The following is a 17559-nucleotide window of genomic DNA, read 5'->3' on the forward strand; positions in this document are numbered from 1 at the left end:
GTTATCTGGAGCGGATAAGGGGAAAAGCTCCCGACTCAATAGCGATGGTTAGCGGAACAGCTCGGTCTGCTTCTCCAGTTCGTCCGCGAGCTGCTCGGGCGTCACGTCGTCCTTGAAGATGCCGTCGAAGCCGTCCTCAGCCTGGATCGCGTCGCGCACCGCGTCCGAGTGGTACAGCTCGACGATCGTCTTGTACGCCTCGTTGTCGGCGTCATCCGCCCGCACCGCGAAGATGTTGACGTACTGGCGCAGGTCGTCGCGGTTGGCGTCCTCGACGTAGATCTGCAGGTCCTCGGTGACGCCTGCGGCGACTGCGAAGGCCGGGTCGACGAAGGCGATGTCGACGCTGTCGAGGGATGCGGCGGTCAGGCTCGGGTCGATCGGGGTGATCTTGCCGATGGTGGAGTTGGCGTAGTCGACGTCATCGAGCGTCGCGCTCCAGCCCGGGTTGCCGAAGAACTCGATGAGGCCGGCGGCCTCGAGCGCGAGCAGCGGTCGAACCTGGTTGGCGGGGTTGTTGCTCAGCGTGACCTCTGCACCCTGCGGCACGTCCTCGACTGACTCCCACTTCTTCGAGTAGAACCCGATCGGGTAGATCTCGCTCGCGCCGATAGCAACGAGAGCGTCACCCTCCGGCTGCGACGCGTTGTACTGCGCGAGGTGCCGGATGTGCTGGAACTTGTTGATGTCGATGTCGCCGCTGGCGAGGGCCGGGTTGGGCGTGTTGTAGTCGGTGAACGAGACGATCTCGAGGTCGATGCCCTTCGCTTCGGCCTCCTCGACGAGGACGTTCCAGAACGACTTGCCCGCGTCGGCGACACCGAGGCGGACGGACACCGGCTCGGCTGCGTCTCCGGATGCGGCGTCGGCGTTCTCGGATGAGCCGCCAAGCCATCCGGGCACCAACAGCACGGCACCGACGATGAGCGCGACGACGACTACGGCGATGCCGGCGAAGAGCCCGGTGCGGTTGTTCTTGGGCTTCTCGGGGAGGGACGGTTTGGTGCGCTCTGACATGGTTCGCTCTCTCTTGGTAAGTTTCGCGACGGCCCCTGACGCCTTCGCAGCCTCCATCGTTCGCTCGACGAGCACGGTTCGCCAATCGTGTGACGAACCGTTTCATTTCGCACCCGGTACCCGAGCAAGTCTTCGGCGAGCGCCGCCGCTGTCCAGAGCGTTGGGGTAGCTTGTCCGGCATGCAGGACGCCCCCGATCCGGCACAGACGTCGCGCATGCCGCGGAACCTCGGCGCCCGCATCCGTGCCTGGTTCCGGCTCTCCAGCACGCAGACTCGGCTGTTGCTCGCCGCGAAGGCCGCCATCGCCGCAGGCGTGGCGTGGGCGGTAGCGGGGTTGGTGCCGGGCGTCGCCGCCGAGTACCCGTATTACGCCCCGCTCGGTGCCGTGGTTGCGATGACCCCCACGATCGCGCAGTCGTTCCGCAACGGCCTTCAAACGCTTGCAGGGCTGGCACTCGGTGCGGTCATCGCCGGGGCGGTGATCGCGCTTGGACGCCCGACACCGCTCACCGTCGCCCTGGCAGTGGGACTCGCCATGCTGCTGTCCAGTGCCCGACTCTTCGGCGCGCAGCGCAGCTGGGTGGTCACCGGGGCGCTGTTCGTGTTGCTGCTCGGCTACTCGCAGGCGGACGAGTACTCGTTTGCATACATCATCCAAATGCTCATCGGTGTGGCCATCGGGCTCATCGTGCACTTCCTGTTTCCGCCGCTCTACTACTCCGAGGGCAGGCAGGCGCTGGACGCCGCGCGCGTCGCCGCCCGGGACCGCCTGCGCACGCTGGCCGACGGCCTGGATGCCGGCGCCGACCCCGGCGTGGACCATGGCCGGCTGCCCCGCGTGGTGGATGAGGCGCGCGAAGCGGTCGAGCAGGCTGGCGAGAGTCGACGAGGCAATCCGCGCGCGCGGCGGCACCGCGGAACGTTCGAAGAGGAGCAGCAACAACTCGCCGCGATCCAACGGGTCAGTCGCTGTGTCGACGAGATTGCCGCAGTCGTCGACGACCCGGGCAACCTGCCCGCCGAGGTGACCGCGTCACTTGCTTCCAGCATCCGGGATGCGGCCGACGCTGTGGACGCGTGGAACCGTGGGGAGCTCACCGCAGCACAGTTGGATGCGGCGGAGGAGGTTCTCGACCAGTTGGACGAGCGCATCGACGCCCTCCCCGAGCGCGGGGCTGCGCTGCGGATGGGTATGACCGCCTCCGCGATGATCCACCGCATCGTGGCGCTGCTGCAGCCATTCACAGCAGAGCGCACCGACTGACGGCAACGGCTGGACTGTTCAGAACTGTTACGCCTCGATGTGATTCGGCGCCACTTCTTGCCTAACGTTGCAGGTCGGTCGGTTCCCTTCTCGCACCGCACGCAGTCCAGAAAGCAGCAAGCGCCACACATGTCAGCGATCATCGAGTTCAGCCAGGTGACCAAATCCTTCCAATCGAAGGGCGCCCCGATCACCGCACTGGACGGGATCGACTTGAGCATCGAGGCCGGCGAGATCTTCGGCATCATCGGCTACTCGGGGGCGGGCAAGAGCACCCTCGTGCGGTTGATCAACGGGCTCGAGACTGCAACCAGCGGACGCATTGTCGTCGACGGGGTCGAGATCACCGCTCTGAAGGAACGCGACCTGCCGCCGGTGCGCAGCCGCATCGGGATGATCTTCCAGCAGTTCAATCTGCTCCGCTCGCGCACCATCGCGGGCAACGTCGAGTTCCCGCTCAAGGTCGCCGGATGGCCGAAGGCCAAGCGCCGGGAGCGCGTCGCCGAGCTGCTCGATTTCGTCGGCCTGCTCAGTCGTGCGTACGACCATCCGGAGCAGCTATCCGGCGGCCAGAAGCAGCGTGTCGGCATCGCCCGCGCCCTCGCCGTGTCACCGTCGGTGCTCCTCGCCGATGAGGCGACCAGCGCGCTCGACCCCGAGACCACGCAGGATGTGCTTGAGCTTCTCAAGCGCACCAACCGCGAGTTCGGCGTGACGATCGTGGTGATCACGCACGAGATGGACGTCATCCGCTCGATCGCTGACCGCGTCGCGGTGCTCGACCACGGTCGGCTGGTCGAGACCGGCACCACCTTCGACGTGTTCGCCGAGCCGAAGGCGGATGCGACCAAGAAGTTCCTGAAGACGGTCATGCGCAACCGCCCGGACGCCGCCACGCTTGCCCAGCTTCAGCGGGAGCATCCGGGTCGACTCGTCACCGCCCAGGTGCGCGACGTCGCGGCGTTCGGTGACGCGCTCGAGGCGGCCAATGAGCGCGGGGCACGGGGACGCATCGTCTTCGGTGGCTTCGAGCGGTTGCAGGGGCAGGAACTCGGCAGTGTGACGCTGTCGTTCTCCGGGGAGGACGCCGCGGTGCAGGATGCGATCGACCGCCTGGGCGCCGCAGCGCGCCTTGAGGAGGTGCACGCGTGAACACGACGTGGGAGGTGCTCTTCCCGAAGCTGGTCGAGAACCTGTGGATCACCCTCTACATGGTCTCGCTCACCCTGCTGATCGCGGGTGTGCTCGGGCTGCTGCTCGGGCTGGCGCTGTACACCACCCGCCCGAACGGGATCCTGCAGAACCGGGCGGTGTTCGCGATCCTCAACGTGGTCGTCAACATCGTGCGGCCGATCCCGTTCATCATCCTGATCTCGGCGCTGCTGCCGGTGACGCGGGCCGTTGTCGGAACGCACATCGGCACCAATGCGGCGATCTTCGTGATGATCGTCGCGGCGACCTTCTACATCGGACGCATCGTCGAGCAGAACCTGGTGGCGATCGACCCGGGCGTGATCGAGGCGGTGCGGGCGGCAGGCGCCCGGCCGGGGCGGATCATCCTGTCGGTGCTGATCCCCGAGGCGCTCGGCCCGCTGATCCTTGGCTACACGTTCGTGGTCATCGGCATCGTGGACATGTCGGCTCTCGCGGGCATCATCGGTGGACGCGGCATCGGCGACTTCGCCCTGGTCAACGGCTACAACGTGTTCCGCTGGGATGTGACCCTCGTGGCCACCGCGGTGATCATCATCCTGGTGCAGGGCGTGCAGTTCCTCGGGAACTGGCTGGCCCGCAAGGCGCTGCGCTACTAGCCCTCCCCTTTTGGTGGTCGGGCCCTCCGGTCATCGAGCCCTCCGGTGGTCGAGCTTGTCGAGACCCGCACGCGCGGGTGTTTCTTTCACGCGCGGGTCAAACAACACCCGCGCGAGAAAGTTCGACCCGCGCAAGGGTCGCGCGCGCGGCCGGTGGTCGCCGCCCTCGAGAAAGAAATCAGCCCGCGAGAGCGCGCGCGGTGTCCAGCAGCTCGCGCGCGTGCGCCAGCCCGCTCTCCGAGTCCGCCAGCCCCGACAGCATGCGGGCCAGCTCGGCCGCGCGCTCGTCGCCATCGAGCTGACGCACGCTGCTTGCGGTCACCTCGCCGTCGGTGCCCTTCACCACGCTCAGATGATTCGTAGCGAACGCCGCCACCTGTGGCAGGTGCGTGACCACGATCACCTGTGCCGACTGCGCCAGCCTCGCGAGCCGCTTGCCGATCTCGATTGCGCTCGCACCGCCGACGCCGGCGTCGACCTCGTCGAAGATGAACGTGGGGACCGGGTCGCTGCCGGCGATGACCACCTCGATGGCGAGCATGACGCGCGACAGCTCACCGCCGGATGCGCCACGGCCGAGCGGCCTCGGCTCTGCACCCGGATGCGGCTGCAACAGAATGGAAACCTGGTCCCGCCCGCTCAACCCGTGCTCGTCGCCGCTCGAGACGGTGACGCTCACGCGCGCATCCGCCATTGCCAGCGCGGTCAGCTCTGCCGTGACCTGCTCAGACAGCTGCGTCGCGTACGCGCTCCGGATGCCGGTCAACCGGTCCGCGAGCTCGACCACCAGAGCATGATCCGCCGCGACCTCGTCGCCCAGTTGCTCGATGCGGTCGGCGTCGTTGTCGAGCTCCAGCAGGCGCGAGCTGCCGACGTCGAGGAAGTCGATGGTCTCATCCAGCGACCCGTGCTTGCGCGCGAGCGCCGCGAGCACGGCACGTCGCTCCTGAATGACCTCGAGTTCGCCCGCGCCGTCGGCGTCCAGCGACGCCAGATATCCGGAGAGCTCGGCAGAAGCCTCCGACACCGCGAACGTGGCGCCGGCGATCGACTCCGCGATCGGGCCGAGCGTCGCGTCGTGCCCAACGACGCGCTCGAGCGCGCGGCGCGCAGTATCGAGCAGTCCGAGCACGTCCCGACCGTCGCCCTCCTCGGATGACAGCAGTTCGTGCGCCTGCGCGGCCGCCAGCCTCAGCTCCTCGAGGTTGCCGAGCCGCTCGGCGCGCTCCGCCAGCTGGGCATCCTCACCGCGTCGCGGCGCTACCTGCTCGATCTCCTCGATCGCGGTGCGCAGGTCCTCGGCCTCTCGGGCGCGACGGTCACGCTCGGCGACGAGCACTTCGAGTTCGCTCTGCTTCGCCTGCCAGCTCCGATACACCCGCTGGTACTCGTCCATGACGGCTGCCAGTTCTGCACCGGCGAACCGGTCGAGCGCCTGTCGTTGCGCTGTGGCCGACCGCAGCCGCACCTGGTCGGACTGGCCGTGCACGACAACCAGCTCGCGGCCGAGCTCACCGAGCACGCCGACCGGCGTCGAACGCCCGCCGACGACGGCGCGACTGCGCCCTTCCGCGCTGATCGAGCGGCTCAGGATGAGCGCCGAGCGCCCGTCGCCGGCCGGGTCCAGCTCTCCCCCACCGTCCCTGACCCGCTCGGCGATGCCGTTGTCGTCTTCGATCAGCCAGGTGCCCTCGACCACCGCCGACGCGCTGCCGGCGCGAAGCACTCCGCTGTCGGCGCGTTCCCCGAGCAGCAGCCCGAGTGCGGTCACGACCATGGTCTTGCCCGCGCCGGTCTCGCCGGTGAGGGCCGTGAATCCTGGGCCGAGCGGCAGAGTCGCCTCGCCGATGACACCGAGGTTCCGGATGCTGAGTTCCTCGATCACGCTGCGCCGCCGTCGTCGGCGGGCCCGCGCCATCCGGTGACCGGCAGCGCGAACTTGCGCACCAGGCGGTCCGTGAACGGAGCGGGTTCCAGGCGAGCCAGGCGCACCGGGATCGGCGAGCGGTGCACCACGACGCGCGCGCCGGGCGGCAGGTCCCGCGTGCGGCGGCCGTCGCACCACAACACGCCGAGGCCTTGCGTACGCTCGTGCACCTCCACGGCGAGCTGCGAATCTGGCCCGACAACGATCGGCCGGGCAAACAGTGCGTGCGCGCTGAGCGGCACGAGCAGCATGGCGTCGACACCGGGCCAGACGATCGGCCCGCCCGCGGAGAACGAGTACGCGGTCGAACCGGTCGGCGTGGACATGACGACCCCGTCGCATCCGAAGCTGGACAGCGGCCGCTCATCGACTTCGATGACGACCTCGAGCATCCGCTCCCGGCTTGCCTTCTCGACTGTCGCCTCGTTCAGCGCCCAGCTCTCGTAGACAACTTCGGCGTCGACCATGACCTGCACGTCGAGCGTCATCCGTTCCTCCACCACGTAATCGCGGTCGAGTGCGCGCTGCACGCAGTCGTTGATCCCCTCGCGCTCGATTTCGGCGAGGAAGCCGACGTGCCCGAGGTTGATGCCGAGCAGCGGGGTGCTCGAGCCGCGAAGCAGTTCGGCGGTGCGCAGGATGGTGCCGTCGCCGCCGAGGACGATCGCGAGCTCGAAGTCGTCGACCGGGTCGCCGCTGTGCAGGGCCTGCACCCGATGCAGCGTGCTGTCGCGTTCGATCAGGAACTCGAGTTCGTCGTCCGGCATCGCGGGTGCAATGTCCGCGGCGAGCAGCTGGCGGCAGACGGTGGCTGCGGCTTCGATCGATTCGGCGCGACCGGTGTGCGCGATCACCAGCATGCGCCGTTCAGCCAATGCCACTCCTCCCGCTTCAACCGATCTCAGAGATCGTCTTCGTCCATTCTGTCGGATTGCGTCCTGCGCGTGCGCTCAGCCAGGCGAGAAACTCGTGGTTGCCAGCCGTTCCTGCAATCGGCGACGGTATGAGACCGGCGGTTCCGAGGCCCAGATCCCACGCCGCCCAGAGCACCCCCGACACCGAGTCGGCCCACAGCGCCGGGTCCCGGACGACGCCCTCACGGATGCCGCCCCGACCCACCTCGAACTGCGGCTTGATCAGCACGACGTAGTCGGCATCCGCTCCCACCGACTCCACCAGCGCCGGCAGCACGGTGGTCATCGAAATGAAGGAGAGGTCGGCGACGACGAGGTCCGGATGTGCGGCGTCGGCGAAGCCGTCGAGTTCCTCGCGCGTCATGTAGCGGGCGTTGACCCCCTCGACGACGGTGACCCGCTCGTCGGCGCGCAGAATCGGCGCCAGCTGGGCGTGGCCGACGTCGAGCGCAATGACCCGCGCGGCACCGCGTTCGAGCAACACTTGCGTGAAGCCGCCTGTGGATGCGCCGACATCGAGCGCGGTGCGCCCGGCCGGGTCGATGCCGAACGCGTCGAGCGCGGCGATGAGCTTGTGCGCCGCGCGGCTGACCCAGTGGTCGGTGGCCGCGACGACAATCTCCTGGTCGTCGCGCACCTTGGCGGAGGACTTCACAACGGGCTGCCCGTCGACCGTGACGAGCCCGTCGGCGATCAGCCGGGCCGCTTGGTTGCGTGATGGGGCAAGCCCCCGCGCGGTGAGTGCCGCATCCAGCCGTTGCCCGGTCACTCGGGCATCCGATAAATCATGATGCCCGAGCGTACCGGGTCAGGCGGGGACGGACCCCCGCCTGCGAGTTGCTGCCAGGCCGAGGCCAAGCGCGAGCGCACCGAGCACGACCAGCGGCAGCGGCGACGTGCCGGTCGCCGCGAGCTGTGGCGCTGCCGGAGCCGTCGGCGGGGTGGCCGCTGGCATCGTGGTCGTTGCGAGGCCGTCCAGCACGCGGAAGATGTAACGGCCCGGAACGGTCGAATTCAGGCTGTTCGTGATGAGCGACTGTGCGCCACCGTCGACGAGGTTGTCGCGCGGTGTTGAGTCATCGCCCCCCATGCACTCTGCGCCAAAGGGATCGAACATGGTGGTGCTCCCATCGGTGCCGTTGATGCCGCCCATACCGATGCCGAGGTACTCCGCCGTGTCGCCTGCCGCATACGCATCCTCACACGCGTTTGCGTATCCGATCCACCAGTCGAGGGTGAAACCGTCGCTGGTCACTGCATCGTAGTTGTAGACCACTGTGACATTCCCAGCCCCGTCGTCGACGAGAATGATCTGGTACGTGTTGAATTCGGTGTCGTCGTCCCAGGAGTACGTGGGGTTGTGGTACCAGGTGGCAGCGAATGCAGCCCTGCCGTCATAAGTGGTGTGCCCCCACGAGATCGAACTGCAATATTCGCCGCCCTGGTCAGCGAAGTAGAACGCTCCGAACTCACACGCGTCATTGATCGAGTCGGCGTCTGTGTCGATCGGCTCGTCCGAGTCCCGCGGGTCTTGGTCGTTGTTAAGCACCGCGAACGCGGCATACGACGTGCCCGTGCCGACCCAATCTGGGTCGGTGAACAGTATCGGCATCACGTCGTAGTCATCGCACCAGGCGCCTACTGTGGCATCCGTCGACGAGTAGAGGCAGAGACTCCCGTTTGAGCCGACGAACACCTCGTCGTAGTTGACTCCGGCAACGTTCACGACAAAGCCGAGCGGGATGCCGCTGCTCATCACACCGAAATCTCCGTCGATGTTTGCCGGGTTTCCGGCGCTGTCGAGGCCCCAGTAGTCGTCGTCACCGGTCACGGATGTGTACACATACAGCGGGTCTGCTGTGGGGGTGTATTCCGAACCGATCGGCGTGCCGTCAGGGTTGAACAGCACCGCTCCGTCGCCGTCCGCGGCGGACGCCGGAACTGCCGCTCCGAGCACGAGTAGCGCGCCCAATCCAACAGTCGTCACGATCTTTACGGCAGGGTGAGCAGACATCATCGTCCTCGGGTAATTTCGGGTAGTCGGCCCGCAGGGCGAGGGCCGACTAAAAGCTATCAGTGACGAAAGCCCGCGTTATACAACAGACGCCCCCAGTTCGGGGGTCGCGAACAACTGCCCTCAGTCGAGCGCTTGCTGCAGTTCGTCGTGCAGTTGTGTGTAGGCGGCAGCTCGTTGCTCGAGCGGCTGATCCTCGATGAGGCGCAAGCGCGACAGCAGTGCGTCGGTCTCGTCCGGGCGTGATTGCTCCGCGTCAGGCACCTGTGGCTCATCCATCACGCTGCTCCTCTCTTCGCTCAAGCGTAAAGCTCCTCGGGGACTTCGAGGCCGTAAATCGCCAGGCCGCTCCCCCAGATCGCCGCGGCGCCCGCGCGCAGCAGGTCGGTCGGGTTGTCGCCGCGCTTCTCGATCGTGAGCACGTTGGCCGACATCCGAATCTGCGCGCCACGCACGGTCACCAGCCGGTCGCCGCGCCGATCGGTGGTCTCGACCGGGTGCGGGTACGGTTCGAACAGTTCGCGGAGGTCGTCGATCAGGTAGGTCGGGCGCGAGTTCTTGTCGGCGGCGAGCACCTGCTTCGCGCGGTCGATCCCGGTGAGCACGAGCGCAGAAGGGATGCCCGCCCGGTTCGCGCCCAGGATGTCGGTGTCGAGCCGGTCGCCCAGGAAGAGCGGCGATGCGCCACCGAAGCGCGCTACGGCTTCCTCGAAGATCGCCACCTCGGGTTTGCCCGCGACCACCGGGAGCCGGGCGATGGCGGTGTGCACCGCGGAGACGAGCGTGCCGTTGCCGGGAGCCGTGCCGCGAGCGGTCGGCAGCGTCCAGTCGGTGTTGGTGGCGACCCACGGGCGCTCGGCACCCTCGCCCTGCAGCGCGTACGCGGCCTCGGCGAGTTCGACCCAGCCGACCTCCGGGGCGTAGCCCTGGATGACGGCGGCCGGGGTGTCCTCCGCCGAGGTTGTGACGCGGAACCCGGCGCGATCGAGTTCGCTGTGCAGGCCATCGCCGCCGACGGCGAGCACTGTCGAACCCGCAGGCACCAGCTCGGCCAGCAGGCGCACCGCCGCTTGCGGCGAGGTGACCACGTCATCCGGTGCGACGGTGAGACCGAGCGCAGTCAGCTGGTCGGCGACGGATGCCGGGGTGCGCGACGCGTTGTTCGTCACGTAGCCGACCGCGATCGACTCGTGCGCGCGGTTTATGCTCTCGACGGCATATGGGATCGCCTGGTGCTCCTTGTAGACGACCCCGTCGAGGTCGGCGAGCAGGAGGTCAACCCCGTCGAGCGGGGTCACCTCACTCGTCTTCGGGGAGTTCCTCTTCAACAATCTCAATGGGTTCCTCATCGTCTTCATCGGCCGCCTGGGCCATGAGCGCCGCGGTGGCGCGGGTGGAGCGGGCGTACCACTGCTCCGCCTCGGTGGTGTGCCCGAGGTCCTCGAGCACAGTTGCGTAGGCGTCGAACAGGGCCGGGCTCCACGGGAACGCGCGCTCCGGGTCGAGTTGCGGGATCTGCAGTTCGACCAGGGCGGCATCGGTCTGTCCGAGGTCGAGGCGGGCACCGGACATCGCGATGGCGAGCTCGACCTGCACCTCCGTCGACAGCGTGGCGCGTGGCACCGTTCTGCCCAGCTCGAGCGCGCGCTCCGGGCGGCCGAGACCGCGTTCGCTGTCGACCATCATCGGCAGCTGGTCGTCGCGACCGGAGATGCGTCGGTAGGTGCGCAGCTCGCGCAGCGCGAGGGCGTAGTCGCCGGTCGCGTACGCGGTGATCGCGAGCGTCTCCCGCACGACCGCGATGCGGCCGGCACGGCGCGCGGCGGAGACCGCATGCTCGTGGGCGAGCTTCGGGTCGGTGTCGATGAGGCGGGCTGTCATTACCAGGTGACGGGCGACCCAGTCGGCGTTGTCTGCGCTCAGCGTCTTCAGCTGGGCGCGGGCGACCCGGTCGAGGTCCTTGGCCTGCACGTCATCCGGGATCTCCGGGGCGTCGTGGCGCGTGCGCACCGAGCGGAGGCCGAGCGGATCCTTGTCCTCCCGGATCTCGTCGCGCGCGTCACGGTCGCCGCGGGCCGGCTTGCCGTCGCGGGTCCACAGCCGCTTCTCGCCGTCGCGCTTCGGGCCGGCGTCACGCCGCGGTCGACCGGACCCCGCGCCTTCTGGCTTTCCGCGATAGGGACGGTCGCCATCGCGCTTCGGACGGTCGGACCCTGCTCCATCCGGTTTCCCGCGGTACGGACGGTCACCATCGCGCTTCGGACGGTCGGACCCTGCGCCATCCGGTTTCCCGCGGTACGGACGGTCGCCATCGCGCTTCGGACGGCCGGCGCCCGCCTCGTCGCTGCGAGGCCGTCGGTCGTTGTCCCGAGCGGGCCGACCCTGGGCATCCGCGTCCCGGCGAGGACGCCCCGAACCCTGTGGCTTGCCTTTCGCCGGTCGCGCCGATCCGGGACGGCCGTTCTTCGGCGGTCCACCTGGACGCTTCGGGCGATCGGGGGTCTCAGCCACGGGTGGTGCTCCTTCGAGTTCATTCGGTGCTTCGACGCGCGATTCTTACGCCACGACGAAAGACCTTAACGCAAAATGGCCACCCTTATCGGGTGGCCATTTCACAAAGAAGTCCGGCGGTGTCCTACTCTCCCACAAGGTCCCCCTTGCAGTACCATCGGCGCAGAGAGTCTTAGCTTCCGGGTTCGGAATGTGACCGGGCGTTTCCCTCTCGCTATGGCCGCCGAAACACTATTGATTTATGTATCAGTTCATAGCCAAAGCCTTTCGGCTTCGGGTTGGTTCCCGACCGTAAATCGAGAACCACAAAGTGGACGCAAGCAACTACTCATTACTTCTCAAAAGGAAGTGAGTGTTATCAAGTTGTCGGCTTATTAGTACAGGTCAGCTGCACGAGTCGTTAGTCCTCGCTTCCACGTCCTGCCTATCAACCCAGTAGTCTACTGGGAGCCTCTCCCCCTAAGGGATGGAAATCTCATCTTGAAGCTGGCTTCCCGCTTAGATGCTTTCAGCGGTTATCCGTTCCGAACGTAGCTAATCAGCGGTGCTCTTGGCAGAACAACTGACACACCAGAGGTTCGTCCATCCCGGTCCTCTCGTACTAGGGATAGATCTTCTCAAATTTCCTACGCGCGCAGCGGATAGGGACCGAACTGTCTCACGACGTTCTAAACCCAGCTCGCGTACCGCTTTAATGGGCGAACAGCCCAACCCTTGGGACCTACTCCAGCCCCAGGATGCGACGAGCCGACATCGAGGTGCCAAACCATGCCGTCGATATGGACTCTTGGGCAAGATCAGCCTGTTATCCCCGAGGTACCTTTTATCCGTTGAGCGACAGCGCTTCCACAAGCCACTGCCGGATCACTAGTCCCGACTTTCGTCCCTGCTCGACCTGTCAGTCTCACAGTCAAGCTCCCTTGTGCACTTACACTCGACACCTGATTGCCAACCAGGTTGAGGGAACCTTTGGGCGCCTCCGTTACTTTTTAGGAGGCAACCGCCCCAGTTAAACTACCCACCAGGCACTGTCCCTGAACCGGATCACGGTTCGAAGTTAGATATCCAGAGTGACCAGAGTGGTATTTCAACAATGACTCCACGAACACTGGCGTGCCCGCTTCAAAGTCTCCCACCTATCCTACACAAGCCACACCGAACACCAATACCAAGCTGTAGTAAAGGTCACGGGGTCTTTCCGTCCTGCTGCGCGTAACGAGCATCTTTACTCGTAGTGCAATTTCGCCGAGTTCGCGGTTGAGACAGCTGGGAAGTCGTTACGCCATTCGTGCAGGTCGGAACTTACCCGACAAGGAATTTCGCTACCTTAGGATGGTTATAGTTACCACCGCCGTTTACTGGGGCTTAAATTCACAGCTTCGCCTTACGGCTAACCGTTCCTCTTAACCTTCCAGCACCGGGCAGGCGTCAGTCCGTATACATCGTCTTGCGACTTCGCACGGACCTGTGTTTTTAGTAAACAGTCGCTTCCCACTGGTCTCTGCGGCCATACAGCGCTTCCGGGAGTAAATCCCTTCACGCCTCAGGCCCCCCTTCTCCCGAAGTTACGGGGGCATTTTGCCGAGTTCCTTAACCACGATTCTCTCGATCTCCTTAGTATTCTCTACCTGACCACCTGTGTCGGTTTAGGGTACGGGCAGCTAGAACCTCGCGTCGATGCTTTTCTCGGCAGCATAGGATCATCGGATCTTGTCCTTGCGGACTCCCCTTCAGCTCTCAGCCTATGAGGGGGACGGATTTGCCTATCCCCCGGCCTACAGCCTTGGCCAGAGACAACCATCGCTCTGGACCGACTACCTTCCTGCGTCACACCTGTTAATACGCTAACCGCACCAGCACGGGGTCGAGCGTTAGGCCGGCCGCTTCACCCCGAAGGGATCCGTCAGCCGGATTAGGACTCTTAGCACTACTGGGTTGGTTTGGGCGGTTCTTCGCCGGTACGGGAATATCAACCCGTTGTCCATCGACTACGCCTGTCGGCCTCGCCTTAGGTCCCGACTTACCCAGGGCGGATTAACCTGGCCCTGGAACCCTTGGTCTTTCGGAGGACGGGTTTCTCACCCGTCTTTCGCTACTCATGCCTGCATTCTCACTCGTGTGGCGTCCACGGCTGGTTTCCACCGCCGCTTCACTCGCCACACGACGCTCTCCTACCACTCCGTGTGCCTGGACATCCTTGCGGATGCCTAGCTAATACACGAAATCTACAACTTCGGTGGTGTGCTTGAGCCCCGTTACATTGTCGGCGCGGAATCACTTGACCAGTGAGCTATTACGCACTCTTTCAAGGGTGGCTGCTTCTAAGCCAACCTCCTGGTTGTCTCTGCAACTCCACATCCTTTTCCACTTAGCACACGCTTTGGGACCTTAGTTGGTAGTCTGGGTTGTTTCCCTCTCGACGATGAAGCTTATCCCCCACCGTCTCACTGCTGCGCTCTCACTTACCGGCATTCGGAGTTTGGCTGACGTCAGTAACCTTGTAGGGCCCATCGGCCATCCAGTAGCTCTACCTCCGGCAAGAAACACGCAACGCTGCACCTAAATGCATTTCGGAGAGAACCAGCTATCACGAAGTTTGATTGGCCTTTCACCCCTATCCACAGCTCATCCCCTCGGTTTTCAACCCAAGTGGGTTCGGTCCTCCACGCGCTCTTACACGCGCTTCAACCTGGCCATGGATAGATCACTTCGCTTCGGGTCTAGGACATGCGACTGAATCGCCCTATTCAGACTCGCTTTCGCTACGGCTTCCCCACACGGGTTAACCTCGCCACATATCACTAACTCGCAGGCTCATTCTTCAAAAGGCACGCTGTCACCCCTGCTATGGAGGCTCCAACGGTTTGTATGCAAACGGTTTCAGGTACTATTTCACTCCCCTCCCGGGGTACTTTTCACCTTTCCCTCACGGTACTTGTCCGCTATCGGTCATCTGGGAGTATTTAGGCTTACCAGGTGGTCCTGGCTGATTCACACGGGATTTCTCGGGCCCCGTGCTACTTGGGATACTTCTCGAGTGCTAACTGCATTTCGACTACGGGGTTGGCACCCTCTATGACTGACCTTTCAAAGCCATTCGTCTATACAGCTCGCTGACTCTTGCAGTGCGGCAGCAACTGCTGAGAAGTCCCGCTACCCCGAACGTGCAACGCCTGCCGGCTATCACACACGTTCGGTTTGGCCTGTTCCGGTTTCGCTCGCCACTACTAACGGAATCGCGGTTGCTTTCTCTTCCTGTGGGTACTGAGATGTTTCACTTCCCCACGTTCCCTCTACCCGCCCTATATATTCAGGCGGGAGTCACCAGGTCGTCTTGCGACGCCTGGCGGGGTTTCCCCATTCGGAAATCCTCGGATCAAAGCTCTATTATCAGCTCCCCGAGGCTTATCGCAGATTTATACGTCCTTCTTCGGCTCCAGATGCCAAGGCATCCACCGTTTGCACTTAGAAACTTGATTTCACATGAGTATTTTGAATCGATCGCCGGCCCTAGAGCCGGAGATTGACCAATGATGGGACACCGTTAGGTGTCCCTATCTGTGATATCGAGATCTCAAAGAGATCCCTATATCTAAGATGCTCGCGTCCACTGTGTAGTTCTCAAATTACGGGCGGTACCCTTACGCGCCTGGATTAGACCAGGTCGACGAAAGGGTCCAGAGGATTCGTTTCCCACCTTTCGGTGAGGCCCGGTCCCTCAGGACCCAACAGCGTGCTTGTCGGTGTCGAGCTCGAGGCACTGTTCCAGTCCCGCAAGCGGGACGTACTGGGTGCCGGCGATCTCAGCGCCGACCATGTCAAAGTTCCACCCATGAGCTAACCACCTCGAAACATTCGCTCGAGTAGTGGCTCTGGACCAGGCAAGCCTGGTCAGATGCTCCTTAGAAAGGAGGTGATCCAGCCGCACCTTCCGGTACGGCTACCTTGTTACGACTTAGTCCTAATTACCGATCCCACCTTCGACAGCTCCCTCCTTGCGGTTGGGCCACTGGCTTCGGGTGTTACCGACTTTCATGACTTGACGGGCGGTGTGTACAAGGCCCGGGAACGTATTCACCGTGGCGTTGCTGATCCACGATTACTAGCGACTCCGACTTCATGAGGTCGAGTTGCAGACCTCAATCCGAACTGAGACCGGCTTTTTGGGATTCGCTCCACCTTACGGTATTGCAGCCCTTTGTACCGGCCATTGTAGCATGCGTGAAGCCCAAGACATAAGGGGCATGATGATTTGACGTCATCCCCACCTTCCTCCGAGTTGACCCCGGCAGTCTCCTTTGAGTTCCCACCATTACGTGCTGGCAACAAAGAACGAGGGTTGCGCTCGTTGCGGGACTTAACCCAACATCTCACGACACGAGCTGACGACAACCATGCACCACCTGTATACCGACCTTGCGGGGCGACTGTTTCCAGCCGTTTCCGGTATATGTCAAGCCTTGGTAAGGTTCTTCGCGTTGCATCGAATTAATCCGCATGCTCCGCCGCTTGTGCGGGCCCCCGTCAATTCCTTTGAGTTTTAGCCTTGCGGCCGTACTCCCCAGGCGGGGAACTTAATGCGTTAGCTGCGACACAGAATCCGTGGAATGGACCCTACATCTAGTTCCCAACGTTTACGGCATGGACTACCAGGGTATCTAATCCTGTTCGCTACCCATGCTTTCGCTCCTCAGCGTCAGTTACGGCCCAGAGATCTGCCTTCGCCATCGGTGTTCCTCCTGATATCTGCGCATTCCACCGCTACACCAGGAATTCCAATCTCCCCTACCGCACTCTAGTCTGCCCGTACCCACTGCAGGCCCGAGGTTGAGCCTCGGGTTTTCACAGCAGACGCGACAAACCGCCTACGAGCTCTTTACGCCCAATAATTCCGGACAACGCTTGCACCCTACGTATTACCGCGGCTGCTGGCACGTAGTTAGCCGGTGCTTTTTCTGCAGGTACCGTCACTTTCGCTTCTTCCCTACTAAAAGAGGTTTACAACCCGAAGGCCGTCGTCCCTCACGCGGCGTTGCTGCATCAGGCTTTCGCCCATTGTGCAATATTCCCCACTGCTGCCTCCCGTAGGAGTCTGGGCCGTGTCTCAGTCCCAGTGTGGCCGGTCACCCTCTCAGGCCGGCTACCCGTCGTCGCCTTGGTGAGCCGTTACCTCACCAACTAGCTGATAGGCCGCGAGTCCATCCTTGACCGAAATTCTTTCCAGCTCCTAGTCATGCGACTGAAGCTCGTATCCGGTATTAGCCACCGTTTCCGGCGGTTATCCCAGAGTCAAGGGCAGGTTACTCACGTGTTACTCACCCGTTCGCCACTAATCCAGCCGGAGCAAGCTCCAGCTTTCATCGTTCGACTTGCATGTGTTAAGCACGCCGCCAGCGTTCGTCCTGAGCCAGGATCAAACTCTCCGTAAATGTTTGATTGCACGGCAGCAAGCTGCCGGCACATCTAGTGCAACCTGTCCACCGGAAAGGGCGAACGGGCTGCAAGTTTGATACTGACAAGAACAAACATCATTGCTGACATTTGTTTGTTGTCTTAATTTTTTCCAAAGGAATCTCTTTGACTGACCGAAGTCAGCCAACGAGGTTTTTGGCATTTGACATGTGCACGCTGTTGAGTTCTCAAGGATCGGGCGCGCCTAGAATCTGACCTTCCGGTCTCGTTTTAGGGCAACTGCTCTAGCCTACCACCCACAGGGGTTCTCGCCTAATCGAGCGGCTTGCGGATCTTGGTGATCCGTTCCGCTGCGGGAGGCTGTTTCTCCTGGAGTGGGTTTTCCATCGTAGCTTGCCGACCACATCGCATCAAGTGCTTTTGTGTGCCGTTAGGCTGATGGTTTCGGTCCCGCTTGAGGCCGGAGAGCGCTTCGGCTCTTCCGCACCTTTGGGGTGACAAGTAAGAACATTACGGGGCTTTTGGCGCTTCGTGCAAATCACCGCGGCATCCCGGGCGTGTCGGCCCGGCTCAGGTTTTCGACCCCGTTTGGAAAGTGGCTGGTGGGGCGGCGTTTACCTTCGCGGGGGGCGGATTTCGGCCCGACTCGCGGCAGATCGGGTCGCGCGGGTGTTGTGTTCCTGCGCGG

General features: G+C 63.7%; 11 protein-coding genes and 3 rRNA genes. 3 read left to right on the forward strand and 11 right to left on the reverse strand.

The genetic code is table 11. The features are described from left to right. Positions 1–48: 48 nt before the first annotated feature. Positions 49–1017: a MetQ/NlpA family ABC transporter substrate-binding protein gene (locus tag HGK58_RS10965; RefSeq protein ID WP_168627602.1), complete on the reverse strand. Its 969-nt coding sequence runs from the start codon at positions 1015–1017 to the stop codon at positions 49–51. Between the two features lie 179 nt (positions 1018–1196). On the opposite strand from HGK58_RS10965, the gene HGK58_RS10970 reads away from it, so the two are divergent. The 3 genes from HGK58_RS10970 to HGK58_RS10980 all read left to right on the forward strand — a co-directional run bounded on the left by HGK58_RS10970 (position 1197) and on the right by HGK58_RS10980 (position 4093). Then, complete coding sequence (locus tag HGK58_RS10970) at positions 1197–2282, forward strand: FUSC family protein (RefSeq protein ID WP_168627603.1); 1086 nt, start codon at positions 1197–1199, stop codon at positions 2280–2282. 129 nt (positions 2283–2411) lie between these two features. Then, positions 2412–3434 (forward strand): ATP-binding cassette domain-containing protein, encoded by a 1023-nt coding sequence (locus HGK58_RS10975; RefSeq protein ID WP_168627604.1) that lies wholly within the window; start codon positions 2412–2414, stop codon positions 3432–3434. A 59-nt stretch (positions 3435–3493) separates the two neighbouring features. Then, complete coding sequence (locus tag HGK58_RS10980) at positions 3494–4093, forward strand: methionine ABC transporter permease (protein ID WP_210422915.1); 600 nt, start codon at positions 3494–3496, stop codon at positions 4091–4093. Positions 4094–4271: 178 nt separating this feature from the next. Here HGK58_RS10980 and recN read toward each other — a convergent pair whose 3' ends face one another. The 10 genes from recN to HGK58_RS11030 all read right to left on the reverse strand — a co-directional run bounded on the left by recN (position 4272) and on the right by HGK58_RS11030 (position 16888). Further along, positions 4272–5978 carry a DNA repair protein RecN gene (gene recN, locus HGK58_RS10985; protein WP_168627606.1) on the reverse strand — a complete coding sequence of 569 codons (1707 nt, stop codon included), beginning with the start codon at positions 5976–5978 and terminating at the stop codon, positions 4272–4274. Then, positions 5975–6901, reverse strand: a complete 927-nt coding sequence (locus HGK58_RS10990) for an NAD kinase (protein ID WP_168627607.1) — start codon at positions 6899–6901, stop codon at positions 5975–5977. Before HGK58_RS10990 ends, recN begins: the two co-directional genes overlap by 4 nt. 10 nt (positions 6902–6911) lie before the next feature. Continuing rightward, positions 6912–7703: a TlyA family RNA methyltransferase gene (locus HGK58_RS10995; protein WP_168627608.1), complete on the reverse strand. Its 792-nt coding sequence runs from the start codon at positions 7701–7703 to the stop codon at positions 6912–6914. Between the two features lie 39 nt (positions 7704–7742). Then, complete coding sequence (locus tag HGK58_RS11000; protein ID WP_168627609.1) at positions 7743–8921, reverse strand: hypothetical protein; 1179 nt, start codon at positions 8919–8921, stop codon at positions 7743–7745. Positions 8922–9071: 150 nt separating this feature from the next. Next, on the reverse strand, positions 9072–9227 hold the full coding sequence (locus HGK58_RS11005) for a hypothetical protein (RefSeq protein ID WP_168627610.1): 156 nt from the start codon (positions 9225–9227) through the stop codon (positions 9072–9074). Positions 9228–9247: 20 nt separating this feature from the next. Beyond that, complete coding sequence (locus tag HGK58_RS11010; RefSeq protein WP_168627611.1) at positions 9248–10297, reverse strand: HAD-IIA family hydrolase; 1050 nt, start codon at positions 10295–10297, stop codon at positions 9248–9250. Then, complete coding sequence (locus tag HGK58_RS13615) at positions 10248–11459, reverse strand: primosomal protein (RefSeq protein ID WP_210422828.1); 1212 nt, start codon at positions 11457–11459, stop codon at positions 10248–10250. Before HGK58_RS13615 ends, HGK58_RS11010 begins: the two co-directional genes overlap by 50 nt. A 111-nt stretch (positions 11460–11570) precedes the next feature. Continuing rightward, positions 11571–11687: ribosomal RNA gene (gene rrf, locus HGK58_RS11020) — 5S ribosomal RNA — on the reverse strand. A 126-nt stretch (positions 11688–11813) separates the two neighbouring features. Next, positions 11814–14938 (reverse strand): 23S ribosomal RNA (locus HGK58_RS11025). Positions 14939–15365: 427 nt separating this feature from the next. Then, a 16S ribosomal RNA gene (locus HGK58_RS11030) occupies positions 15366–16888 on the reverse strand. The 16S, 23S and 5S rRNA genes sit together here, the layout of an rRNA operon. Positions 16889–17559: the final 671 nt, after the last annotated feature.

Origin of the sequence: Cryobacterium sp. BB307, assembly GCF_012274275.1 — a bacterium.
Lineage (GTDB): Bacteria > Actinomycetota > Actinomycetes > Actinomycetales > Microbacteriaceae > Terrimesophilobacter.